This window comes from Pseudarthrobacter oxydans (assembly GCF_030812335.1).
In the GTDB taxonomy this organism is placed as follows: Bacteria; Actinomycetota; Actinomycetes; order Actinomycetales; family Micrococcaceae; genus Arthrobacter; species Arthrobacter oxydans_B.
Genome location: NZ_JAUSSN010000012.1, coordinates 33872 through 57304, shown reverse-complemented (window position 1 = coordinate 57304; position 23433 = coordinate 33872). Strand labels below are relative to the sequence as shown.

The 23433-nt window shown below is 67.7% G+C and carries 22 protein-coding genes and 1 tRNA gene; 11 read left to right on the top strand and 12 right to left on the bottom strand.

Annotation, left to right across the window (positions count from 1 at the left end; translation table 11 throughout):
- Nucleotides 1-78 precede the first annotated feature (78 nt).
- The 3 genes from J2W14_RS18120 to J2W14_RS18110 are packed head-to-tail and all read left to right on the top strand — an operon-like array spanning nucleotide 79 to nucleotide 3205.
- Entirely contained in the window at nucleotides 79-1482 is a 1404-nt protein-coding gene (locus J2W14_RS18120; protein ID WP_307465098.1) for an MFS transporter, read from the top strand.
- A 39-nt stretch (nucleotides 1483-1521) separates the two neighbouring features.
- Nucleotides 1522-2004, top strand: a complete 483-nt coding sequence (locus J2W14_RS18115) for a cation:proton antiporter regulatory subunit (RefSeq protein WP_307465097.1) — start codon at nucleotides 1522-1524, stop codon at nucleotides 2002-2004.
- A 4-nt stretch (nucleotides 2005-2008) separates the two neighbouring features.
- Complete coding sequence (locus tag J2W14_RS18110; RefSeq protein WP_307465094.1) at nucleotides 2009-3205, top strand: cation:proton antiporter; 1197 nt, start codon at nucleotides 2009-2011, stop codon at nucleotides 3203-3205.
- On the opposite strand, the gene dcd is transcribed toward J2W14_RS18110, so the two are convergent.
- From dcd to J2W14_RS18090, 4 genes are all read right to left on the bottom strand, one after another.
- Nucleotides 3202-3777 (bottom strand): dCTP deaminase, encoded by a 576-nt coding sequence (dcd, locus tag J2W14_RS18105; RefSeq protein WP_307465092.1) that lies wholly within the window; start codon nucleotides 3775-3777, stop codon nucleotides 3202-3204. The two genes, J2W14_RS18110 and dcd, sit on opposite strands and share 4 nt — an antisense overlap.
- 64 nt (nucleotides 3778-3841) lie before the next feature.
- Nucleotides 3842-4285, bottom strand: coding sequence for an SRPBCC family protein (locus J2W14_RS18100; protein WP_307465091.1), 444 nt, complete (start codon nucleotides 4283-4285; stop codon nucleotides 3842-3844).
- A 173-nt stretch (nucleotides 4286-4458) separates the two neighbouring features.
- On the bottom strand, nucleotides 4459-5769 hold the full coding sequence (locus J2W14_RS18095) for an MFS transporter (protein ID WP_307465088.1): 1311 nt from the start codon (nucleotides 5767-5769) through the stop codon (nucleotides 4459-4461).
- A gap of 140 nt (nucleotides 5770-5909) precedes the next feature.
- Entirely contained in the window at nucleotides 5910-7649 is a 1740-nt protein-coding gene (locus tag J2W14_RS18090; RefSeq protein WP_307465279.1) for a thiamine pyrophosphate-binding protein, read from the bottom strand.
- Nucleotides 7650-7777: 128 nt separating this feature from the next.
- Here J2W14_RS18090 and J2W14_RS18085 point away from each other — a divergent pair, with 128 nt between their 5' ends.
- A complete protein-coding gene (locus J2W14_RS18085; protein WP_307465086.1) occupies nucleotides 7778-8227 on the top strand; it encodes an acyl-CoA thioesterase in 450 nt (149 codons plus the stop codon).
- Between the two features lie 68 nt (nucleotides 8228-8295).
- Here the strand turns inward: J2W14_RS18085 and J2W14_RS18080 are convergent, their stop codons facing one another.
- The 5 genes from J2W14_RS18080 to J2W14_RS18060 form a co-directional block, all read right to left on the bottom strand.
- A complete protein-coding gene (locus tag J2W14_RS18080) occupies nucleotides 8296-10677 on the bottom strand; it encodes a bifunctional salicylyl-CoA 5-hydroxylase/oxidoreductase (protein ID WP_307465084.1) in 2382 nt (793 codons plus the stop codon).
- A 10-nt stretch (nucleotides 10678-10687) separates the two neighbouring features.
- Entirely contained in the window at nucleotides 10688-12337 is a 1650-nt protein-coding gene (locus J2W14_RS18075) for an AMP-binding protein (protein WP_307465082.1), read from the bottom strand.
- A gap of 85 nt (nucleotides 12338-12422) precedes the next feature.
- Entirely contained in the window at nucleotides 12423-13295 is an 873-nt protein-coding gene (locus J2W14_RS18070; RefSeq protein WP_307465079.1) for an acyl-CoA thioesterase, read from the bottom strand.
- The gene (locus J2W14_RS18065; protein WP_307465077.1) at nucleotides 13292-13741 is read right to left on the bottom strand and encodes a cupin domain-containing protein; all 450 of its coding nucleotides are present in this window, start codon (nucleotides 13739-13741) and stop codon (nucleotides 13292-13294) included. The genes J2W14_RS18070 and J2W14_RS18065 overlap by 4 nt, the downstream gene beginning before the upstream one ends.
- 45 nt (nucleotides 13742-13786) lie before the next feature.
- The gene (locus J2W14_RS18060; protein ID WP_307465075.1) at nucleotides 13787-14659 is read right to left on the bottom strand and encodes a fumarylacetoacetate hydrolase family protein; all 873 of its coding nucleotides are present in this window, start codon (nucleotides 14657-14659) and stop codon (nucleotides 13787-13789) included.
- Nucleotides 14660-14903: 244 nt separating this feature from the next.
- Between J2W14_RS18060 and J2W14_RS18055 the strand changes: the two genes are divergently transcribed.
- Nucleotides 14904-15305 (top strand): RidA family protein, encoded by a 402-nt coding sequence (locus tag J2W14_RS18055; RefSeq protein ID WP_307465073.1) that lies wholly within the window; start codon nucleotides 14904-14906, stop codon nucleotides 15303-15305.
- Between the two features lie 30 nt (nucleotides 15306-15335).
- Here the strand turns inward: J2W14_RS18055 and J2W14_RS18050 are convergent, their stop codons facing one another.
- Together J2W14_RS18050 and J2W14_RS18045 are read right to left on the bottom strand one after the other, a co-directional pair.
- The gene (locus J2W14_RS18050; RefSeq protein ID WP_307465071.1) at nucleotides 15336-16250 is read right to left on the bottom strand and encodes a PaaX family transcriptional regulator; all 915 of its coding nucleotides are present in this window, start codon (nucleotides 16248-16250) and stop codon (nucleotides 15336-15338) included.
- A 112-nt stretch (nucleotides 16251-16362) separates the two neighbouring features.
- Nucleotides 16363-16944: a TetR family transcriptional regulator gene (locus J2W14_RS18045; RefSeq protein ID WP_307465068.1), complete on the bottom strand. Its 582-nt coding sequence runs from the start codon at nucleotides 16942-16944 to the stop codon at nucleotides 16363-16365.
- Between the two features lie 113 nt (nucleotides 16945-17057).
- Here J2W14_RS18045 and J2W14_RS18040 point away from each other — a divergent pair, with 113 nt between their 5' ends.
- The 4 genes from J2W14_RS18040 (at nucleotide 17058) to J2W14_RS18025 (ending at nucleotide 20386) form a co-directional block, all read left to right on the top strand.
- The gene (locus J2W14_RS18040; protein WP_307465066.1) at nucleotides 17058-18704 is read left to right on the top strand and encodes an FAD-dependent oxidoreductase; all 1647 of its coding nucleotides are present in this window, start codon (nucleotides 17058-17060) and stop codon (nucleotides 18702-18704) included.
- 188 nt (nucleotides 18705-18892) lie between these two features.
- A tRNA-Gly gene (locus tag J2W14_RS18035) sits at nucleotides 18893-18966 on the top strand.
- Nucleotides 18967-19079: 113 nt separating this feature from the next.
- Entirely contained in the window at nucleotides 19080-19229 is a 150-nt protein-coding gene (locus J2W14_RS18030) for a hypothetical protein (protein WP_192815748.1), read from the top strand.
- Between the two features lie 8 nt (nucleotides 19230-19237).
- Entirely contained in the window at nucleotides 19238-20386 is a 1149-nt protein-coding gene (locus J2W14_RS18025; RefSeq protein ID WP_307465063.1) for a N(5)-(carboxyethyl)ornithine synthase, read from the top strand.
- Nucleotides 20387-20469: 83 nt separating this feature from the next.
- On the opposite strand, the gene J2W14_RS18020 is transcribed toward J2W14_RS18025, so the two are convergent.
- Nucleotides 20470-21825, bottom strand: coding sequence for an MFS transporter (locus J2W14_RS18020; RefSeq protein WP_307465061.1), 1356 nt, complete (start codon nucleotides 21823-21825; stop codon nucleotides 20470-20472).
- Nucleotides 21826-21964: 139 nt separating this feature from the next.
- Here J2W14_RS18020 and J2W14_RS18015 point away from each other — a divergent pair, with 139 nt between their 5' ends.
- Both J2W14_RS18015 and J2W14_RS18010 read left to right on the top strand, forming a co-directional pair.
- Nucleotides 21965-22819 carry a LysR substrate-binding domain-containing protein gene (locus J2W14_RS18015; RefSeq protein WP_307465059.1) on the top strand — a complete coding sequence of 285 codons (855 nt, stop codon included), beginning with the start codon at nucleotides 21965-21967 and terminating at the stop codon, nucleotides 22817-22819.
- 204 nt (nucleotides 22820-23023) lie between these two features.
- Nucleotides 23024-23377: a hypothetical protein gene (locus J2W14_RS18010; RefSeq protein WP_307465058.1), complete on the top strand. Its 354-nt coding sequence runs from the start codon at nucleotides 23024-23026 to the stop codon at nucleotides 23375-23377.
- Nucleotides 23378-23433: the final 56 nt, after the last annotated feature.

The following is a 23433-nucleotide window of genomic DNA, read 5'->3' as shown; positions in this document are numbered from 1 at the left end:
GGACAGTTTACCAAGCGTGGACAAATTCTTTTCGCTCGGTGCGCCGGGCTCCGGGCCACTGCGGATAATATTCACGCTATGAACTCCGCTGCTCCCCCAGAGGCCATGCGTCCCGCCTCGGAACTGGAATCCGGAAGCCCGGTCTCCCACAAGGGCCGCATCCTCGCGTGGGCAGCCTGGGACTGGGGCTCGGCCGCCTTCAACGCCGTCATGACCACGTTCGTCTTCACCGTGTACCTGACCTCCAATGCCTTCGGCGGCGAGGACCAGGCCTCCGCGGTCCTGGGTGGCGCCCTGGCCATCGCCGGTGCCGCCATCGCGCTGCTGGCACCTGTCACCGGGCAGCGCTCGGACACCGGCGGCCGCCGGAAGCTGTGGCTGGGGGTCAACACGGCCGCCGTCGCGCTCCTGACCGCCCTGTGCTTTTTCGTGTTCCCGCGTCCGGAGTTCCTGCTCCTCGGCGTGACGCTGATTGCGCTGGCGAACGTGTTCTTCGAGTTTGCCGGTGTGAATTACAACGCCATGCTCGCCCAGATCTCCACACCGAAGAACATCGGCAAGGTCAGCGGCTTCGGCTGGGGCATGGGGTACCTCGGCGGGATCGCGGCGCTGCTGATCGTGCTCCAGATCTTCGTCCAGCCCAGCTTCGTGTGGTTCGGCGCCTCGACGGCGGACGGCCTGAACATCCGCCTGGTCGCGGTGTTCTCGGCCTTGTGGTTCTTCATCTTCGCGCTGCCGGTGCTGTTTGCGGTCCCGGAGCTGCCCAGGACCGGACGGGGCGCCAGCCTGGGGTTCCTGGCCTCCTACGGCCTCCTGGTGCGGCGGATCAAGGCGATCTACCGGACCAGCCCGCACACGATCTACTTCCTGCTCGCCAGTGCCGTGTTCCGGGACGGGCTGGCCGCGGTGTTCACCTTCGGTGGCATCATCGCCGCGGGCACCTTCGGCTTCGAACTCAAGGACGTTATCTTCTTCGCGATCTTCGGTAATGTCGTGGCCGCCGCGGGCGCCATCCTGGGCGGCTTCCTCGACGACCGGATCGGGCCGAAGACGGTCATCATCGGGTCGCTGGTAGGCCTGCTGATCGCCGGCTCGATGATCCTGGTCCTCGGCAACGGGAACCATTCCTTCCTGGGCATGGATTGGGCCGGCACCACCACGTTCTGGATTTTCGGCCTGTTCCTGTGCCTCTTCGTGGGGCCGGCGCAGTCCTCCTCGCGGGCGTACCTGGCCCGGCTTGCCCCGCACGGCGAGTCCGGCGAACTGTTTGGCCTGTACGCCACCACCGGCCGGGCCGTCAGCTTCCTCGCCCCCGCGCTCTTTACGCTCTGCATTGCCGTCGCTGCCCCGCTGGTGGAGCCCGGCGAGGCACAGCGCTGGGGCATCCTCGGCATCATGGTGGTGCTCCTGGCCGGACTGCTGCTCCTGCTGCCGGTCAAGGCACCGGACGAGACCGACATCGCGGTGGTCCCCGCGGCCTGACTCTGCCCGGAATGGCCTCCGGCCCACTAGGCTGGAGGAATGAACGTGGATGAAACGGACCTGCCGGGACTGGGCCGGCGCAAGGATTTCATGACCGCCTCCGGGCGGCGGATCGGCGTCGTGGAATACCGCGAAGGCCAAACCGAACTGATCGTCTCCACGTGGGACGATCCGGACACCTGCCAGGCGTCCATCCCGCTGACCGCCGATGAAGCCGCCGCGCTGGGGAACCTGCTGGGCGGCCAGCGGCTGGCCATGCAGCTTTCCGAAGCCCACCGCGAGGTCCCCGGGATTGTCACCCGGCAGTTCTCCATCGGCCCCGACTCCCCCTACCGCGACCAGCCGATGGGCAAGGCGCGCATCCGGACCAGGAGCGGCGCCTCGATTGTGGCCATTATGCGCGAAGGCGAAGTGGTCCCGTCCCCGGGCCCGGACGTCGTCCTGCAACGCGGCGATCTCCTGGTTGCAGTAGGAACGCAAGAAGGCCTGGACACAGCGGCCGGCATCCTGCGCAACGGCTGACGGTATGGATCCGCTTGCACTGACCCTGATTGAACTCGGGGCCGTCGTCTTTTGCCTCGGCCTGCTGGCGAGGCTGGCGGGGCGGATCGGCATGTCACCTATTCCGCTGTACCTTCTCGGCGGGCTGTTCTTCGGTGCCGGCGGAATTGTGAAACTCGAAGGTATGCAGGAGTTCGCACATCTCTCGAGCGAAATCGGCGTCATCCTCCTCCTGCTTATGCTCGGATTGGAATATACGGCGGCGGAGCTCGTGACGGGGCTGCGCCGCTCCTGGCAGGCCGGCGTCCTGGACCTCGTCCTGAATTTCCTGCCGGGCGCCCTGCTGGCGGTCCTGCTGGGCTGGGGCGTCGTGGGAGCGATGGTGATGGGCGGGGTCACCTACATCTCGTCCTCGGGGATCGCCGCCAAAGTGATCACGGACCTGGGCCGGATCGGTAACCGCGAGACTCCGGTCGTGCTGTCCATCCTGGTATTCGAGGATCTGGCCATGGCGGTCTACCTGCCGATCCTGACCGCGACCCTGGCCGGCGTCAGCTTCGTTATGGGGCTGCAGACTGTCGGGATCTCACTCGCCGTTGTCACCGTCGTGCTGATGGTGGCACTGCGGCACGGGCACCACGTGTCCAAGGCCGTGCACAGCGAAAACTCCGAGGTGTTCCTGCTCAACCTGCTGGGGGCCGCGCTGCTGGTGGCCGGGCTGGCCTCGGCCATGCAGGTGTCCGCGGCCGTGGGGGCGTTCATGCTCGGAATCGCCATTTCGGGGGCCACCGCACACAGCGCCACCAGGATCCTGGAGCCCCTGCGGGACCTTTTCGCCGCCATCTTCTTCGTGGTCTTTGGCCTCAACACAGACCCCTCCACCATCCCGCCGGTGCTCGGCTGGGCGCTGCTGCTGGCCATCGTCACGGCCGCCACCAAGATGATCACGGGCTTTTGGGCGGCCAGGCGGGCCGGGATCGGGCGGGCGGGGCGTTTCCGTGCCGGCGCCGCACTGATTGCCCGCGGAGAATTCTCGATCGTCATCGCCGGCCTGGCCGTCGCCTCCGGGGTGGTGCCCCAGGAACTCGCGGCCATGGCCACCGCCTACGTGCTGATTATGGCCGTGACGGGTCCGCTGGCCGCCAGGTTCGTGGAGCCGGTAGTGGCGATGCTGCGCCGGCCGGCGAAACCGCCGGCGGTGCGGACCGCGGACGGCGTCTAGATGTCGGTGCGGTGGAAGTTCAGGTGGCTGCGGCTCGCCGTGGGGCCGCGCTGGCCCTGGTAGCGGTTGCCGTACTCCCCGGACCCGTAGGGGTACTCGGCGGCGGAGGTGAGCCGGAAGAAGCACAACTGGCCGATTTTCATGCCCGGCCACAGCTTGATCGGCAGCGTCGCCATGTTGGACAGTTCGAGCGTCACGTGCCCGGAGAAGCCGGGATCGATGAATCCTGCGGTCGAGTGCGTGAGCAGGCCCAGCCGGCCCAGCGAGGACTTACCCTCAAGCCGGGCGGCGACGTCGTCGGGAAGCGTCACCGTTTCGTAGGTTGAGCCCAGGACGAATTCCCCGGGATGCAGGATAAAGGGTTCGCCGGCCTCGACCTCCACCAGGCGGGTCAGCTCGGGCTGGTCCTCGGCCGGATCGATGTGGGCGTACTTGTGGTTGTCGAAGAGCCGGAAGAACCTGTCGATCCGGACGTCAACCGACGATGGCTGAACCATGGCGGGGTCGAACGGCTCCAGAACGATCCGTTGGGAGTCAATTTCGGCACGAATGTCGCGGTCGGAGATCAGCACAGTCTCAAAATTACCGTACTTGCCGGGGACAAAAGTCCGCGGGGCGAGTATTACAGCCCTGCCGTTACGGCTCTGGCTGTTCCTCCAGGACCGACTTGAGCTGCTCCAGTTGGCAGACCTCCGCCTTCATCCGGCGGCGGAAGGGCGCCTTCAGCCGGGCCAGGAGACCCCGGGGCTCGCGTTCCATGGCAAAGCGGACGCGGGTGCTCCCGCCTTCCGTGCTCAGGTAGAAGCCGCCGCGCGTGAGTTCCGGCCCGCCCAGGATCGTGTATTGGATTTCCGCACCGGGCCGCGCCTCGGTGATCTCGATGTCTCCACAGACGGCGCGTCCGCCGGGACCGGCGACGGTCTGCCGGTACACCGCGCCCTTGGTCCCCGCGGCCCCTGATTCAAGTTCGATGCTGCGGACTCCGGCCCGCCAGCTGGGCAGATTGCGGGCGTCCAGCAGGAAGTCATACACGCTCATGGCATCCCGTTGGATGACGACGTCGTATTCTGCGATTGCCACGGAAATCCTTGCTCGGCGGACGGCTGATGGGCGTAGCCCGCTTCCCCGGAACTGCAGCTAACTCCTTCAGGATAGACAGCAAGGCCCGTCCCGCGCGGCTGCGGGACGGGCCTTTATCGAAGAGTTATGGGACTGTCCGGATTGTGTACTGCTCTGTGACTACTTTCCGGACCCTACTTTTCGGTCAGTTTCGGCACCGAGAATACGACAATGGCGCCGACCACGGCGAAGGCCGCGAACATGTAGAAGTTGAGCTGCCAGCCGAAGGCCATACCGGCGATCAGCCCGCCGATCAGGGGACCGCAGATGGCGCCGATGCGTCCGATGCCGAGCGACCAGCTCAGGGCGGTGGCGCTGAGGGACTGCGGGTAATGGGTGGCGCAGTAGCCGCCCACCAGGATCTGGGTGCCCACCGATCCGAGGCCGGCGAAGGCGACGATGACGAGCAGCATCGCCAGCGGGAGCTGCAGGCTCAGCATGAGGATGGCCACAAACGCCAGGAGGAACGACGCCGTTACGACCTTGCGGATGCCGATCTTGTCCGCCAGGACGGAGGCGCTGATGGACCCGACGATCGCACCGGCGTTGAGGACCAGCAGGAAGGTCAGGGCGTCGCCGAGCTGGAACCCGGCCTGCCGCATGATCTGCGGCAGCCACGTGTTCAGGCCGTAAACCAGCAGCAGGCCGCAGAAGTTCGCCATCGCGAACAGGACCGTGGAGCGGACCCACTTGCGGGTGAACAGGGTCTTCATGGCCGATTTCGGGGCGTCTGCGCCGGTCTTGACGTCCTCCGCGGTGACGATGTCCGAGTAGATCAGGCCGTAGCGGGCCGCGGTGGTCTTGGCTTCTTCGATGCGCTGCTTACGGGCGAGGTAGGCGACCGATTCGGGCAGGAGCTTCCAGGCGATCGGGAGAAGGGTGACGAGGGGCAGCGCGCCAATCGCGTACATCCAGCGGAAGTCGATGTGCTGCAGCAGGTTGATGGCCAGAAGGGAGGCGCCGACCCCGCCCACGGAGTAGCCGCTGAACATCACGGCATTGGCAATCTGGCGCCGCTCTTTGCGGGCATACTCAACCGTCAGGGCGATGCATGTGGGCACGATGCCGCCCAGGCCGAGACCGGTCAGGAAGCGCAGGAAGCCGAAGACCTCGGCGGACGGCGAGAACGCCGTGAGCAGCATGCAGGTGGAGAACCAGGCGATGCAGGCCAGCATGATGCGTCGGCGGCCCAGCTTGTCAGTCAGGATGCCGACCGAGAGTGTGCCGACGAGCATGCCGACCAGGGCGAGGCTGCCGATCAGCCCGGCCTGCGCGGGGGTGACGCCCCACTCCTGGAACTTGAGGATCGTGGGAACGGTGGACCCGTAGACCACCAGGTCATAGCCATCAAAGACGATGGCCACGAAGCACAGGATGAGGACCGCATGGCCCTTCCAGCGAGGTGTGGCCTCGTTGCGCAACTCAGTCGACATTGACTGCGTCATGGATGTACCTCTCGTTGGGATTTGGTTGGAATTTGTGTGACAGCTCACATGCTGTGCCCACTGTGTCACGCATTGATTGCGACAGTAAACAAATCAGCATATTTCGTTTCTGTAACGATCGTCAGCAGTGAGCAGGTGCATCAGTGGCCTTTGAAGGCCTCGGCGAGCCACCAGGCCCCGCCGTCGGACGCTATCTTGGCATCGATGACCAACGGCCGGGCAGGACGCTCCTGCAGCCAGGCGCGAACCGCTTCAAGATCCGCCACGCTCCGGACTGTCACAGCGTCCGCGCCGAAACCCCGGGCGATCGCGGCGATGTCCGTGTCCGGGAAGGTGACGGTACTGAGATCGACGGCGGGACCGCCTCCGGATTCGGCTCCCGCGCCGAAGTGGTGGACCTCCGCCCCGTAGCCGGCGTCGTTGTAGATGATGCAGACCAGCGGCAGCTCCAGCCGCACGGCGGTCTCCAGTTCGCTGATGCCCATCAGGAAGCCGCCGTCGCCGGCCCCGAGGACCGGCAGTCGGTCCGGCCGGGCCAGCGCGGCCCCGATCGCGGTGTATAGACCCAGACCGATCGATTGGAAAGCCTGGGTGAAGCAGAAGCCGAACTCGTCCGGAACCTTCAGGTAGGTGCTGGGATAGCCCATGAAGTTGCCGGAATCGATCGAGACAATCCGGTCTGCGGGCAGGATGGTGTCCAGTTCACGGCTCAGCACGCGCGGATCGATCCGCCCGCCGCCGGAGAGATCCGGCGTTGCGACGTCGTTCCAGCGCGAGCTTCCGGCGATGGCCGCCGCGTTCTCCGCGGTGCGGTACTTCTCCGCCGGGACCGGCTGGAGCGTCAGCAATTCCGCGAGGGCATCCGCCGCGGTCAGCGCAGAATCCCCCACCACGCCAAGGTCGATGGGTCGGTTGGCGCCGAGCGCGGCGTCCTCGACATCGACCTGGACCACGACGGTCCCGGCCGAGATCAAGTGCCCGTGCCGCATGGTCCACATGTTCAGGGCGCAGCCCCAGCCGATGATCAGGTCAGCGCCCTGAATCAGCTCGGCACTGAGCGGTGAGGAGAATCCGCCGGAGATCCCGAGGGCGAAGTCCTCGTCATGGAACAAGCCGTTCGCCACCGCGGACGTGGCCACGAGCGCCCCGGCATGCGCGGCAAGGGCGAGCAGTTCCCCGCGCGCGTTCCTGCCCCCGCGGCCCGCCACGAAGACCGGGCGCTCCGCGGCACTGATCAGGTGCGCCAGACGACGAACGCTGGCGGCGGCAGGACGGACCGGCTGGGGGTCCGCGACAGCGGCAGGACGGGCCGCCGCGGCCTGTGCGGCGGCCGGGGCCGATTGGACATCGAGAGGCAGGTTGAGCACCACGGTGCGGCGTTCGTTCCGGGCGGTGCGGAAGGCCCGGACGGTGTCCGCGACGGCGGTGGCCGGGGAATGGACCCGCTCGCTCACGGCTCCGACGCTGCGGGCGAGGGCGTCCTGGTCGATTTTGAAATTGGACCGGACCGCGGCGGCCTGGGTGTCCGCCGCCAGTATTATCAGCGGCGTGCGGCTTTTGGCCGCTTCCCCGATCCCGGTGACGGCGTTGCTGAGCCCGCATCCCTGGTGGGTGCTCACGACGCCCACGAGGCCGGACATCCGGGAATAGGCGTCGGCCATCGTGGCAGCGCCGCCCTCGTGCCGGGCAGCGGTGTAGGGCACCCCGGCCAGGCGCAGGGCATTGGTCACCTCGAAGTTGCCGCTGCCGACGACGCCGAAGACGTGCCCGACGCCGAGCTCCGCCAGGGTCCGGCCCACGAGCTGCGCGACGGTCGCGGACGACTGCTGTACCGGGTCACCGGCGGCCTGGCGGGCCGCGTCGATGGGTCCGCGGGCCATTTCCGGGGCGCCCGCGGCGCCGGGGGAAACTTGTGAAGCTACTACCATGGACTTACCTTCCATTGAGTACTGCAGCGGTTGGATATTGCGCTGTTGCTGACTGCTCTTCGAACTTCCAGGCGGCCGCTATGAACCCCCTTCAGTCCCTCCCTGACACCGCCACGACGGCAACCCTGGAACGGACCATTGAATGGGTGGATACGGATGCCGCGGGGCACCAGCACAACTCGGCGGTGCTCCGCTTCGTCGAGGCCTGCGAGGCCAAGTTGTTCCGGGACCTTGATCTGCCGGAGTACTTCCCGTCGGCTCCGCGGGTTCGCCACGAGCTCAACTACCGGGCGAAGTTGTACTTCGGCCAGCAGGTCACCACCACCGTAGTGGTGGAGAAAATCGGCCGCACGTCCATGACGTTCAGCTTTGAGGTGTGGGGCGAGGAATTCCGCGGCGAACCCCGTGCCCTGGCCGCCCACGGGTCCTTTGTGACGGCCCATGTCGCCCAGGGCGCAACGGCCGCCACCCCGTGGCCGGCTGAGCTGGCGGCCAAAGTCACCGCCCGCGGCGTCTCCGGTCTGGACTGACCGGACCGCCCCGGCCGCTGCCCGGCACCGCGCCATCGGGGCACCGGGCAGCGATCCCCGCACCGGCGCTAGACCGCCGCCGGCACTTTCGCCGGTGTCCAGCGCAGGTGCGTCGGCAATCCGGCAATCTCGGGCTCGCGCATCAGCGCCAGCCGGGGCCGGACCGCGTCCGTGCGGGCCGCCGGCGGCTTCCGGCTGCCGGCCCGGAATTGCTGCGGCCACTCGGCGCCGGGCCCGCGGTAGTCCTGCTCGATCGCCGCGTGAAGGGTCCACTGCGGATCAAACAGGTGCGTGCGGCCGAGGGCGCAGAGGTCCGCCCGGCCTGCCAGCAGGATCGAGTTGACGTCGTCGTAGGAGGACACCGCCCCCACCGCGATCACTGCCACGCCTGCCTTGTGTGCCACCTCCTGCCGGATCCGGTCCGCGAACGGCGTCTGGTAGCTCCGGCCGTAGGCTGGCTTCTCCTCCTTGACCACTTGGCCGGAGGAGACGTCCACGCCGTCGGCGCCGTGCTCCACGAATGCCCGGGCAATGGCAACAGCGTCGTGCTCGTCGTTGCCGCCGGGTGACCAATCCGTCGCGGAGAGCCGGACCGTCAGCGGTTTGTCCGCCGGCCAGGCTGCACGGACGGCGTCGAACACCTCCAACGGGTACCGCAGCCGGTTCGCCAGCGATCCGCCGTAGTCGTCGGTGCGGCGGTTGGCCAGCGGCGAGAGGAAAGCGGACAGCAGGTAGCCGTGCGCGCAGTGCAGCTCCAGGAGGTCGAATCCCGCGGCGGCCGCACGGGCAGTGGCCGCGACGAACTCGTCCCGGACCTGGTCCATTTCGGCGCGGCCGATTTCGCGCGGGGCCGGGCTTTCCGGGCCGTAGGGAATCGCCGAGGGGCCAACCGGCTCCCAGCCGCCCGTGGCCAGCGGCTCGTCAATGCCCTCCCACATGAGTTTGGTGGAGCCCTTGCGGCCCGAATGGCCCAGTTGGACACCGATAGCCGCCGTCGAACGGTCGTGCACGAAGTCGACGATCCCGCGCCAGCTCTCCTGCTGGGCCTCGTTGTAGAGACCGCTGCAGCCTGGCGTTATGCGGCCGGTGTCGGAGACACAGACCATCTCGGTCATGACCAGGCCTGCGCCGCCGAGGGCCTTGCTGCCCAGGTGGACCAGGTGGAAGTTGCCCGGCACACCGTCCGTGGCGGAGTACATGTCCATCGGCGAGACGACAATCCGGTTTTTCAGTTCCAGCCCGCCGATCCGGTAGGGCTGGAACATGGCAGGGGCACTGCCCTCGATCCCCTGCGTCCGGGCGAATTCCTCGTCGACGCGGGCGGCGAACTCGGGATCCCGAAGCTTGAGGTTGTCGTAGGTGATCCGGCGGCTGCGGGTGAGCAGGTTGAAACAGAACTGGACCGGGTTCTGGTCCTTGTACATGCCGATGTTCTCGAACCATTCCAGCGAGGCCTGGGCGGCGCGCTGGGTGGATTCGACGACGGGACGGCGTTCAGTTTCGTAGGCTTCCAGCGCGGCACCAAGCTCGGAGTGTTCGTGCAGGCAGGCCGCCAGAGCCAGGGAGTCCTCCATGGCCAGCTTGGTGCCGGAGCCGATGGAGAAGTGCGCGGTGTGGGCGGCGTCGCCGAGGAGCACGATGTTGCCGTGCCGCCAGGACTCGTTGCGGACCGTGGTGAAGTTGAGCCACTTGGAGTTGTTGACCAGGACCTCGTGGCCCTCAAGCTCCGCTGCGAAGAGGGCGCGAATGGCGTCGACGGCCGCCTCGTCGCTTTCGCCGGGCCGGAAGGTCTGGTTTTTGGTGGCGTCGAAGCCGGCGCGGCGCCAGACGTCCTCGTGCATTTCCACGATGAAGGTGCTTCCCTCATCCGAATAGGGGTAGCCGTGGATCTGCATGACGCCGTGCTCGGTGTCCTTGACGAAGAACTTGAACGCCTCGAAGACCAGGTCGGTGCCGAGCCACATGTACTTGGACTTGCGGACGTCGAGGCTGGGCTGGAAAACCTCGGCGAACTGCGACCGGATGGCGGAGTTCAGGCCATCCGCGGCAAGGACAAGGTCGTAGTCCCGGCTTAGGTCCTCGATGTCCGGCGCCAGGGTGCTGAAGCGCAGGTCGACGCCGAGTTCGGCGCAGCGGCGCTGGAGCAGTTCCAGCAGTTCCTTGCGGCTCATGGCGGCGAAACCCTGGCCGCCGACGGTGTGCTGCGCACCCTGGAAGTGGATGTCGATGTCGGTCCAGCGGGCGAAGCGCTCGGACATGTACTCGGCGATCACGGTGTCCGCGTTGCCGATCCCGCCGAGGGTCTCGTCGCTGAAGACGACGCCGAAGCCGAACGTGTCGCTCGCGGCGTTGCGTTCCCAGACGGTTACCTCGTGGTTCGGATCCAGCTGCTTCATAAGGGCGGCGAAGTACAGCCCGCCCGGACCGCCGCCGATGATTGCGATTTTCATGTGGTGCCTCTCAAGCGTTCTGGTGTTCGGGGGTGGCAGTGTCAGCGGCCAGCTGCTCGCGCAGCCGGAAGTGCTGGAGTTTCCCGCTGGGGTTGCGGGGCAGGCCGTCGACGAAGTTCACCTGCCGCGGGTACTTGTACGGGGCGATGGTCTGCTTGACGAAGTCCTGGATTTCCTTGCGCTTCGCGTCATCGGCCTCGACGCCCTCCCGCAGCACGATGAACGCGCAGACAACGCTGCCGCGCTCCGGGTCGGGCCGACCGACGACGGCGTTTTCCATCACGTCCGGGTGCTGGTCAATCGCGGCCTCGACCTCCGGGGCGCCGATGTTGTAGCCGGAGGACACGATCATGTTGTCCGAGCGGGCCTGGTAGTAGAAGTAGCCGTCGTCGTCGCGGCTGAAGGTGTCGCCGGTGACGTTCCAGCCGTTGACGACGTAGTCCAGCTGGCGGGAATCGTTGAGGTAGCGGCAGCCGGTGGGGCCGATGACAGCGAGGCGTCCGACGGCGCCCGGGCCGAGTTCCCGGCCGTCGTTGTCCAGGATCGTGGCCCGGTAGCCGGGGACGGCCGTGCCGGTGGCGCCGGCGCGGATGTCATCCCCTGCCGCGGAGATGAAGACGTGCAGCATTTCGGTGGCACCGATCCCGTTGATCAGCTTCAGGCCGGTGCGTTCGTGGACGGCCCGCCAGGTTTCGGCCGGCAGGTGCTCGCCGGCGGAGACCGCGGTGCGCAGCGAGGCGAGGAGCCCCTCGGCGCCTTCCTTGAGGATCGCCTTGTACGCCGTGGGGGCAGTGAACAGGACGGTGGCTTTCGCGGCGTGGACGGCCTGCGCCAGTTCGAGCGGGGTGGCGCGTTCGGTCAGCAGAGCCGCAGCCCCGAAGCGCAGCGGGAAGACCACCAGGCCGCCCAGCCCGAAGGTGAAAGCCAGCGGCGGCGACCCTGCGAAAACGTCCTGGGGCGTCGGCTGGAGGATGTGCCTGGCAAAGGTGTCCGCATTGGCGAGGATGTCGCGGTGGAAGTGCATGGTGATCTTCGGCGTCCCGGTCGTGCCCGAGGTCGGGCCGAGCAGCGCGACGTCATCCGCCGCCGTCGGGACGTCGGTGAACTCGCCGCGCTTGGCGGCACAGCGTGCGGCAAGGTCCGTTCCGGTGCTGCCCCCCATGGCCAGCACCGGCATGTCGTCTCCGGCGGCCTCTGCCAGATCGTCCAGGAAGCGGCTGTCGCACAGGGCGGCGGCCGGCCGGGTCAGCCCCAGCAGCGTCCGGATCTCGTTGGCACGCAAAGCCGGCATGATCGTGACGACCACGGCGCCGGCCTTGAGCACCCCGAGCCAGGCCGCGACGAGCCACGGGTTGTTCGGCGAGCGCAGCATCACGCGGTTGCCGGGTACGATCCCGAAGTCCTCGACGAGGACCTGCGCCACCTGGTTGGCGCGGCGCTGCAGGTCACCGTAGCTCCAAACGTTGCCGTCGGGGGTGAGCAGGGCCGGGCGTTCGGCACCAAAGCTGCGGACGGCGTCGTCAATCAGCGCGGTGGCGGCGTTGAGCTGCTGCGGATACTGCAGTTCCGGGAGCGTGAACTCCAGTTCCGGCCACTGCTCTGCCGGCGGCAGATTGTCACGCGCAAAGGTGTCCTGGTGCGCCGAGGGCGTCAGTTCCATTGCAGACCTTTCGTATCGTCATTGATAGGAGGTGGAGGGCCATCGGTTGCTCCGTAACGGCCGTTTTGGCAGCCCAAAAGGGCAGTTACGGAGCAACCGACATCCGGATCATGCCTTCCTGGACCACCGTGGCGAGGAGCCTGCCCTGCCGGTCGTAGAAGTGCCCCTGGGCGAGGCCGCGGCTGGCTTGGGCCGAGACAGCTTCCTGCACGTAGAGCAGCCAGTCGTCCACCCGGCCCTCGCGGTGGAACCACATGGCGTGGTCCAGGCTGGCTGTGACCAGGCCCGGGTCACCCCAGGCGTAGCCGTGCACCCGGAGCACCGGTTCGAGGATGGTGTAGTCGCAGACGTAGGCCAGCGCCGCCTTCTGCAGGTTCGGGTCGTCCGGCAGCCGGTCGAAGGCCTTCACCCAGACGGCTTGATGCGGCACCTGCTCCCCCTCGACGCTGAGGTACACGGACCCCGGTACGTGCCGCATGTCGAAGCTGCGGCCGCCGGACCAGTAGGCCGCGGCGTCACCATCGACGCCGTCGAGCACGTCGGCGGAGGACGGCAGCGATTCCGGCTCCGGGATTCCGGCCGGCATGGCGCGGGCGAATTCCTCGCCGGTTTCCGCCGCGTGGAACGACGCCATGGCCACGTAGACGGTCTTGCCGCCCTGATAGGCGCGGACCTGACGGGTGGAGTAACCCCGTCCGTCGCGAAGCCGCTCCACCTCGTAGCGGACTTCGGCGCCGATGTCCGCCGGGCGCATGAAATAGCTGTGCATGGAGTGCAGCGAGCGGTCCTCCCCCACCGAGCGCATCGCGGCCGCTGCGGCCTGCGCCACCATGTCGCCGCCGTAAGCCTTGGGCCAGGGCACGTACTGCGTCGTGGCGGTGTAGGCCTCGTCGAGGAAGTCCGGCTCGACCGGCGTCAGCTCGAGGGCGGACAGGAGGATTTCAGAGGTGGGGCTCATGCCCGGCGGTACCCTTCGAGGGTGGCGTCGTCGACGTCGTCGAGGTTCACCACGATGTTCTCCGGCGTGCGTGCCGTGAGCCAGACGAGTTCCTCGGTGATGCTCATGTTCGCCTCCACGTGCGGCATGTAGGGCGGGACGAAGACCCAGTCGCCCTCGGTCATGTCGATGAATTCCCTGTAGTCCTCGCCGAAGTAGATCCGGCCGTGGCCGCGCAGCACATAGCCGCCGGTCTCGGCTTCACCGTGGTGGTGCGGGAAGGAGCGGTATCCGGGTTCGTTGCTGACCTGGCCGTACCAGATCTTTGTAGCAGGGGTGTGCTGCGGGCTGACGCCGGAGATCCGGACGGCTCCGCCGGACTGGCCGGTGTCGCGGTGCTCGGCACCCTTGCGGGTGACGACCGGGACAACCTGTTCGGTCAACTGCTGGTTGATCTGTTCTGTCATGGTGGTGCCTCTCTGTATGGCGGGTCGGTAGGGCGGTTTGGGAGTTTAGAGCCGGACCGTATTGGTGAGCGTGCCGATCCCCTCGACCTCGGTGGTGACCACGTCGCCGTCGCGCAGGAAGCGCGGCGGGTTGGCGCCCATGCCGACACCTCCGGGGGTGCCGGTGAGGACGACGTCGCCGGGGCTCAGCCTGGTGAACGTGGAGATATAGGACAGCAGGGCGGCCGCGGTGAATACGAGCGTCTTGGTGTTGCCGTTTTGCACCTCTTCGCCATTGACCAGGCACCGGACCCGGACACCGGCCTCGGGGTCGCACTCATCCGGGGTCACCAGCACGGGACCGAGCGGGGTGGTGCGGTCGAAGGCCTTGCCCTGGAACCACTGCAGGGTGCGGCTCTGCCAGTCGCGCAGGGAAATATCGTTCGCCACCGTGTAGCCGGCGATCGCGGCGGCGGCTTCCGCCGGCGAGGCATTCTTGAGCGGAGCGCCGACGACGACCGCCAGTTCCGCTTCCCAGTCCAGCCTGGCGCCGTGCCCGGCGGCGTCGATGACTTCGCCGTCGCCGATCAGGGTGTCCGCGAACTTGGCGAACAGGGTGGGGTATTCAGGCAACTCCCTGCCCATTTCCGCAATGTGGTCCGCGTAGTTCAGGCCGCAACAAATGACCTTGGACGGGCGCGGCAGCGCGGTGGCGTACCGGGCGGAACCAACGGCGATGGAGTCTTCCGGCCCGCTGCCCGCCGCTTCCGCGGCGGCAACGGCGGCCGCTGCCTGCTCCTGCCAGCCGGCACTTCCCAGCAGTTCACTCAGGTCCCGCGCGGCCAGGAGCACAAAACGGTCCCCCGACTGCACTGCGGCGCGTGTGGCGGGGCCACCTTGGGCGTCGCTGGCTGCCGTAATGACGGTCGCAAGGCGCATGATTTCTTCACTTCCGGTTCGACGGCGGAGCCGGCCCCTTTGCCGGTTCCGGTGACGAGCAACCGCGGCATCCCCAACTTGGGTATGTCGACATTTTTACGGTCGTCACATATGCTCAAGTTAACACGAATTCACCCGTTTGGGTAGACCGGCAGGTGTTCCGATCCGCCTCCGGGCCACCGCGGGCCCCGCCCGCATGTACCTTCGCATGTACCCATCACCGCCGACTCATTGAGGAGCCACCATGAACCACAAGGTCATCAACCCCGCAGCACTGGCCAAACCCTCGGGATTCGCGCACGGCGTCCTGGCCGGCAACACCGTGTTCCTCGGTGGCCAGACGGCCATGGACAGCAGCGGCGCCATCGTTCCCGGCGGCATCGTGGAGCAGTTCCGCCAGTGTTTCTCCAACGTCCTCACCACCCTCGCCGAAGCCGGGGGCATGCCCTCGGACCTGGTCAACGTCACTATCTACCTGACCGACGTCGAGGACTACCAGCGGAACGGCCGCGAAATCGGGCGGATCTGGCGCGAGATGGCGGGCACCGACTACCCCGCGATGGCCGGCGTCGGGGTCACGCGGTTGTGGCAGGCAGAGGCGCTGATCGAGATCCAGGCCATCGCCGTCGTATCAGGCCAGGGCTAGGACCAGGCCCGGCTCTCGGCCCGGCACGGCCTAGACGGTGCCGGAACTGCCCGTAGCCGCGAGCAGCCTCTCGGCGTGCTGGCGGGCCGGGCCGTTCAGGAGGCGGTGCAGTTCGGCGAAGATCCGCTCCGCGGTGAGCCCGTGCCAGCCTGGCGGCAGGAACTCCGCCGGCAGGCCCGGATCCAGATACGGCAGCCGGCGCCACTGGGTGAGGAGCTGGACGTAGTCCGCGAAGGCCGCCCGGTCGGCGTCGGGCCCGGCCGTGCCTGCGGACTCCCACCGCGCCAGCACCGGAGCGAAGCGCTCGATGAATTCCGAGTAGAGCGATTCCAGCGCCGGAAGGTCCCACCACCGGGAGACCTTGTCCTTAACGTCGCCGGCAGTCAGGTGCTCCGCCCTAAAGAACTCGACATATTCGGTCAGCCCGGTCCGCTCGAGCTGGTGGCTGATGTCCTCGTAGGTGTTGCCCGGGGCAATCCAGAGGCCCGGGGTGACAGACCCGAAGCCCATCCGGGTCAGCATGCTGCGCAGTTGGTGGCGAAGGTGGCGTTGCGATTCCGGGACGGAGAAGGCGATGAGTAGCCAGCGGTCGGTCGCCGTCGCCCGCCGGGGCGAGAAGATGCGGCGGTCACCCTCCTGGAAGACATCCTCAAGATTGGGGGCCAGCCGATAGGCGGCCACTCCGCCCTGTTTGACGCTTTCCAGCACTCCGCGGCGCTTGAGCCGCGACACGGAAGAGCGCACCCCGGAGGACTCGACGCCCAGGTCGTCGAGCATGGAGATCAGCACCGAGACCGGCAGGGCACCCCCGTTGGCGCGCCCGTACAGGCCGTATACCGTGACGATCAGCTGCTGGTGCCGCGGGGTCGGCCGGGGGACGGCGCTTCCGCCGGCCGGATCGGAGTCCAGTCCGTCTCCCGGCGGCGGCGCCGGGATTTCTACCACCGTCGGTCTTTCCTCAGCAAAACAGTCATGGATCTAGGCTATAGAGGTCTGCGCGCCGCCACGGCCAGGACGCTCCGCGAACAGGCGCCGTCCCGTATCCGGCGGCGCCCGCTTAGTCGGTGAGGTGTGCGAACGCCTCGTCCACGGCCTGCCAGGGGGCCGTTCCCGGATCCTGCGCCACCCACCAGATGAGCCCGGCCAGCGCCGTGCTCTGCACGGACCAGGCGAACACCTGGGCGCGGAGGTCGCCGACGCCGGGTTGGGCGACGGCGAAGTCGTAGAGACTCTGCCGCCACAGCGTGAACGGGGCCGAGGTGCTGCTCTGCAGCTCGGGGGTCCGTCCGACGATGCGGATCCGGTGGCGGGCGGTCGGGTCGATGTCACCGTCGCGGATCATGCCGACAAGGGCCGTGCGCGCGCGCTCAAGCAGGGGGGCCCGCGGTGAGGTCTGCTCGAGCGCCTCCGTGAGGAGCTGGAACGAGGCCGTGAGCGGGCCCCACACGATGTCCGCCTTCGTCGGGTACCGGCGGAAGATGGTGCGCGCGGTGACGCCAGCCTCGGCGGCAATGTCGGCGACGGAGACCTCGTGGAATCCGCGCTCCGACCAGAGCCGCAGGGCGACGGCCTCGATCTGTTCAGCCGTGACCGCGACGGGGCGCCCGCGGGCTGTCGTCGGTGTCCTGGTGTCGGTCATGTCAGCACCCTAGTCGCAAACCTCTTTATGTCATAGAGTGACGAAAAGCGCCCGGCATCAGTCCGGCAACGTCCCACCCGGACACAGGCGTCCGGGAAGCGAAGGAGCAAGGCATGTCAGAGTCGAAGTCCACTGATCACAGCTATGACGTCGTCGTCGTCGGCACCGGTGCCGCCGGACTTGCGACAGCCATGGGCGCCGCAGACGAGGGCCTGCGGGTCCTCCTCCTGGAAAGCACCGGGAAGTGGGGCGGCAACACGTCGATGTCCGGGGGCGGTATGTGGATGCCCAACAACCCGCTCATGCAGCGCGACGGCGCCGGCGATTCCCGCGACGAGGCGCTGACCTACCTGGAGGCGACGGTCGGCGATGAGGGCCGCGCCACGCGGCGGGCCCGCAAGGAGGCCTTTGTCGACGGCGTCGCCGATTTCGTCACCACCGCTGAGAAGTACGGCGTGACGTTCGTGCGTGCTGCGGACTACCCCGATTACTACCCTGAGCTCCCGGGCGGCAAGATCGGCCGCGGCCTCGAGGTGAAGCCTTTCGACATCAATAAAATCGGCGACTGGTGGAAGACCTGCCAGGCGCCCGCCGCGCTGCCGATCAAGACCGACGACGTGTGGCTCCTGGGCCGCGCCTGGTCGACGCCAGCCGGCTTTGTCCGCGGGGCGCAGCTCGTCTTCCGCGCCCTCGGCGGCGCAGTCACCGGCAAGAAGCTCGGTGGCATCGGCGCCGGGTTCGCCGCCGCGTTCCTCGATGTGGTGGTGCAGCAGCAGGGTGCTGAGTTGTGGCTGAATGCGCCGCTGCAGGACCTCGTCATCGAGGGTGGCCGAGTTGTCGGGGTGCGGGTCACGCGCGACGGCCGGCCGCTGACCATCGGCGCGACGCGTGGCGTGATGCTCGCCGGCGGCGGCTTCGACCACAACAAGGACCTCCGCCAGAAGCACCACGGGATCGACGGCGACCCGTCGGGCGCCCCGGGCAACCTCGGCCGCCCCATCGAGATCGCACAGGACAACGGCGCCGCGCTCGAGCTGATGGACGACGCGTGGTGGGGCGGATCGATCGCCGCAGCGCCCGGCCACGGCCCGGCGTTCATCGTCGGAGAGCGTTCCCTGCCCTACTCGGTCATCCTCGACGCCAAGGGTGACCGGTTCGCGAACGAGTCCGAGTCCTACGTCGACCTCGGCCACCACATGCTCGAACACGACAAGGACGGCCCGTACTGGATCGTCGGCGACGTGCGGCACGCCCGCCGCTACCTGCGCACGTTCGCGATCGATCCGAAGAACAACCAGGCCATGAAGGAGGCGGGCATCATGGTCAAGGCGGACACAGTCGCCGAACTCGCCGCGAAGCTCACCATGGATCCCGCCCGGCTGGAGGCGACCATCCACCGGTTCAACGGCTTCGCCCGGTCCGGGGTTGACGGCGACTTCGGCCGCGGCAACTCCGCCTACGACCGCTACTACGGCGACCCGACGGTCCACCCGAACGCCTGCCTCGGCCCGCTCGAGAAGGGGCCGTTCACCGCGTTCCGGGTCGTGATCGGCGACCTCGGCACCAAGGGCGGCGTCGTCACCGACGCCGAGGCCCGGGCGCTGAGGGAGGACGGCACTGTCATCGAGGGCCTCTACTCGGCGGGCAACAACTCCGCGTCCGTCATGGGGCGGACGTACCCCGGTCCGGGCTCGACCATCGGACCCGCCGTCGTCTTCGGTCTCCGCGCCGCGCGCCACATGGCACGCCAGGGCGGCTGACGGAGAACGGGCGGGAGGGACGGGCCGCGCCACGCGCCCCGTCCCTCGGTTTTCTCCCCAGCGTCCATTGCTGTGCGCCCTGGACGCGAGCAGAAAACGGCGCGGGTGTTCTGAGAAGGCTTCCGGCTGGGGTAAGGTAAATCTCGTTGTTCCCCGGGACCAGGTCCGGCCTTTCGGACGGTCCCACTGCGGCTGTAGCTCAATGGTAGAGCGCTAGCTTCCCAAGCTTGATACGCGGGTTCGATTCCCGTCAGCCGCTCCAATTACCCGCACGGCCACGGCCGGAACCCGGCCCGGCGGACCTCCCGGACCGTTAGGTCGCTACCTGTATCGTTCGAAGTCAGGAACCTCTCCGGTTCCGCTACAGGAGCGATCATGGCTGACAAATCCCCCCGTCAAGCAGCATCCAAGAAGTCCGGCAAATCCATCAAGGAAAAGCGGGCCGACAAGCGGACCGCTGCAGCGCCGCCAAGCTCCCTGGACAAGGCCACCAGCTCCAAGCCGGCGAGTCCCAAAAAGAAGTGAGCGGCGCCATGAGCCACCTCACCCTCGGAGTCCTTGCCACTACGCGGAAACCTGACGAGCGGCGCCTCCCGATCCACCCCCTCCATCTGGACCGCATCGCCCCGGAGCTCCGGGAGCAGCTGATCCTGGAAGAGGGCTACGGCGAGCGCTTCGGTGTTTCGGACGAGCACCTGGCACCGCTCGTGGGGCGCATCGTCCCGCGCGCGCAGCTGCTGGCCGAGGCCGACGTCGTCCTCCTGCCCAAGCCGCAGCCCGAGGACCTCGCCGAACTGCGGGACGGGCAGATCCTCTGGGGCTGGCCGCACTGCGTCCAGGACCGGGCCATCACCCAGCTGGCGATCGACAAGAAGCTCACCCTGATCGCCTTCGAGGCGATGAACCACTGGGCCAGCGACGGCGGCTTCGGCCTGCACGTGTTCCACAAGAACAACGAACTGGCCGGCTACTGCTCCGTGCTGCACGCCCTGGCCCTGACCGGTACCACCGGGGATTACGGCCGGCGGCTGAGCGCCGTCGTCATCGGCTTCGGGGCCACGGCCCGCGGCGCGGTCACGGCCCTCAACGCCCACGGCATCCATGACGTCCAGGTGCTGACCAACCGCGGGGTTGCCGCGGTGGGCTCCCCCATCCATTCGGTGCGGATCGCCCAGTTCGACCACGACCACGAGGCGCCGTTCCTCAGCCAGGTCATCACCGAGCGGGGCCGCGTGCCGCTGGCGCCGTTCCTTGCCGAGAGCGACATCGTGGTCAACTGCACCCTGCAGGACCCGAACGCGCCGCTGACGTACCTGCGCACCGAGGACCTGGACGCCTTCCGGCCGGGAAGCCTGATCGTGGACGTGTCCTGTGACGAGGGCATGGGCTTCAGCTGGGCGAAAACCACCACGTTCGCCGAGCCGATGTTCAAGGTCGGGGACCATATCGACTACTACGCGGTGGACCACAGCCCGTCCTACCTCTGGAACTCCTCCAGCTGGGAAATCAGCGAGGCGCTGCTGCCGTTCCTGGAGACCGTGATCGCCGGCCCCGGGGCCTGGGCCGGGAACGAGACCATCCGCCGTGCGATCGAAATCCGCGACGGCGTGGTCCTCAACCCGGACGTCCTGCAGTTCCAGCAGCGGAATGCGGAGTACCCGCACCTGCTGCTGGCGGACTAGCGCCGCCCCCCGGTTTCCGCTGCGGAAAAGGACAGCCGCTGCGTGGATCCACGCAGCGGCTGTCCGAAAAACTTTGCGGAAAGCTAGGGTGTGGCGGCTGCGCAGACAATCCTCACGAGCCGCCGCCGGTCCTTCAGGTCCACCTTGAGCATCAGCTGGTCGCGGCGCGCCAGCACGACGGCGACCGTCGCCGCAGCCAGCGCCGGCACCCCGCCGGAGACCAGGATCGCCGTGTGCGGATCCACATGCTCGGCCAGCCAGCCGAGCATCGGCCCGCCGATGGCCTGCCCGCCGATCAGCACCATGATGTACAGGCTCATGACGCGCCCGCGGATGGCCATATTGGAGCTGATCTGGACCAGCTGGTTGGCGGCGGTCAGGAACATCAGGCACCAGAACCCGGCCAGCACCATCGCCGCCCCGAACCACACCATGGAGGGCGCCAGCGAGGCGAGGCAGAGCATCAGCCCGTACATTCCAGCCCCCAGGATCACCGAGCGCAGCCTCAGTTCCCGCCTGCGCGCGGAGGTGATGGCCCCGGCCAGCGCCCCGAGGGCCACCAGCGCGTTCAGCAGGCCGTAGCCGCCGGCGCCGACGTCGTAGACGTTGTCCGCGAAGGCCGCCAGCAGCACCGGCAGGCTCATCGCGAACACGGCGATGAAGCCGGCCATCAGCCACGGCCAGTAGATGGTGGGTTTGCTCAGCGCATAGTTCAGCCCCTCCCGCAGCATGCCCTTGCGCTTGGGTACCGGCGGGCTGATGTGCAGCTGGTCCTTGCGCAGCGTGAGCAGCATCGCGACGGTGAAGCAGCAGGCGACGGCGTTCGCGGCGAACGCCCAGCCGGCCCCCACCGCGGTCAGCAGCAGCCCGGCGAGCGCCGGCCCGATCAGGCCGCCGAGCTGGAAGGTCGTGGAATTCACGCTGATGGCGTTCCGGAGGTAGGCCGGGCCGACGAGTTCATTGACGAAGACCTGCCGCGCGGGCTGGTCCAGCACGGTGACCAGGCCCAGGGCCAGGGCGATCGCGTACACGTGCCAGACCTCGATCCGCTGGCTCAGCGCCAGCGCCGCGAGGATGGCCGCCAGCACGGCTGCCACCGACTGGCACAGCATCAGGATCTTCCGCTTCGCGAAGCGGTCCGCCATCATGCCCGCCCACGGGCCCAGGAACAGCGAGGGCAGGAACTGCAGCGCCACCGTGATCCCGACGGCGGTGACGGAACCGGAGAGCTGGAGCACCAGCCAGTCCTGGGCAATCCGCTGCATCCAGATGGCGATCACGGCGATGAAGTGGCCGATCGCGAAGATGCGGAAATTGCGGACTTTCAGCGAGATGAAGGTGTGGCGCCAGGGAAGCCGCTGGCTGACGACGGCGATGGGCGCGGTGTTGGTGTCCGGGAGTGCAGTTACGTTGGCCTCGAACGGCGGAGGGGGTGCCACAGAAAGTCCTCAAGGGAGCGGGTGAGCGGGAATGCCTTAACGCTAAGCTGGCCGCAACAGATTGTGGAAGCTTATTCACCGCATAACTCGCATTACGAAACGCAATGCGGCGCGAGAACGCCGCAGTTCAGGAGACCGCATGTTCGAACCCGCCCAGCTGCGGTCCTTCCTGGCCGTGGCGGAAACCCTGAGCTTCACCAAGGCCGCGGAACGCCTGGGCCTGGCGCAGCCGACGGTCAGCCAGCACGTGCGCAAGCTCGAGGCCGCCGCGAAGCGGGTCCTGGTGGCACGGGACACCCGGGACGTGCGCCTGACCGACAACGGGGACGCCATGGCGGGGTTTGCCCGCAGCATCCTGTCCGCGCACGACGCCGCCTCCCGCTACTTCTCCGGCTCGGCCATGCGCGGCCGGCTGCGCTTCGGCACGGCGGACGACCTTGCGATCACCGGCCTGCCGAGGATCCTGCGGGAGTTCCGGCAGGTCTACCCGCAGATCAACCTGGAACTGACGGTGGGTCAAAGCGACCAGCTCTACAAGCGGCTCAACGCCGGCCAGCTGGACCTTGTCTTCGTCAAATGGGTGGCCGGGGCCAAGGACGGCACCGTGGTGCAGCAGGACTCCTTCGCCTGGGTGGGCTTGGAACAGACACTGCTGGATCCGGCGGAGTCGGTGCCGCTGATCGCCTACCCCGCTCCCAGCCTGAGCCGGAAGCTGGCCATCGACGCGCTCGAATCCGCCGGCCGGACCTGGCGGATCACGTGCACCACGCGGCAGATCAGCGGGGTGCTGGCCGCGGTCCGCGCCGGGATCGGGGTGGCGGTCATGCCGTCGTCGCTGGTGCCGGACGACCTGAAGATCATCACCCGGCGCTTCGACCTGCCGCCGGTGGGCGACGTCGATTTCACCCTGATCCGCAACCCGCTGGCCAACACCGAGGTGATCGAGGCCCTGACCCAGACCATCGCGGGCCGGACCCTGAAGCGCCCCGCCTGAGCGCCCGGGAGCGGCACCTGCGTACTCCTTGATGTACCTACTCGGATTGCGTACTTACGCATACCATTGATCCACTCGAGTTCGTGGCTTATCCTGAGTGTGTTGAAGGTCAAGCAGAGGCCAATGACAACGATTCGAAATACGGACGCTGTCCTGTGTGTCTGCCGTACGGCGACCTCCGGAAGCGTTCGGGATAGGCCGACAATGACGCCAGCCGTTAACCGCCCCCACAGTCCCGCATCAGCCAGAGGCCTCAAGCAGGCGGGCCCTCTTTCCCAGGTAGTGCACCGCGGTTCCGCCGCGCACCACCCCAGCCGCGGACGTCTGGACCCGCACCTGACGACCCTGGTGGAGGCCGAGTACGTCGGCAGCCCCTACTGCGAACGCTGCGGCACCGACGAGTTCATCTACCTTGAGACTTTCGTCCCGGCCACTCACCACCGGGACGGTTCCATCAACAAGCTGGGCGAAGTCACGTACTTCTGCTCCGGCTGCGACGACTTCTCCGCCCACGCCGTCCCTGCCTCGTGGGTTCCCCCGGGCTGGTACTTCGGCTGAATCAGCCGGCAGGCTCGTAGCCGAGCCACATAAACCACGAGCCGGGCGGCCACTAT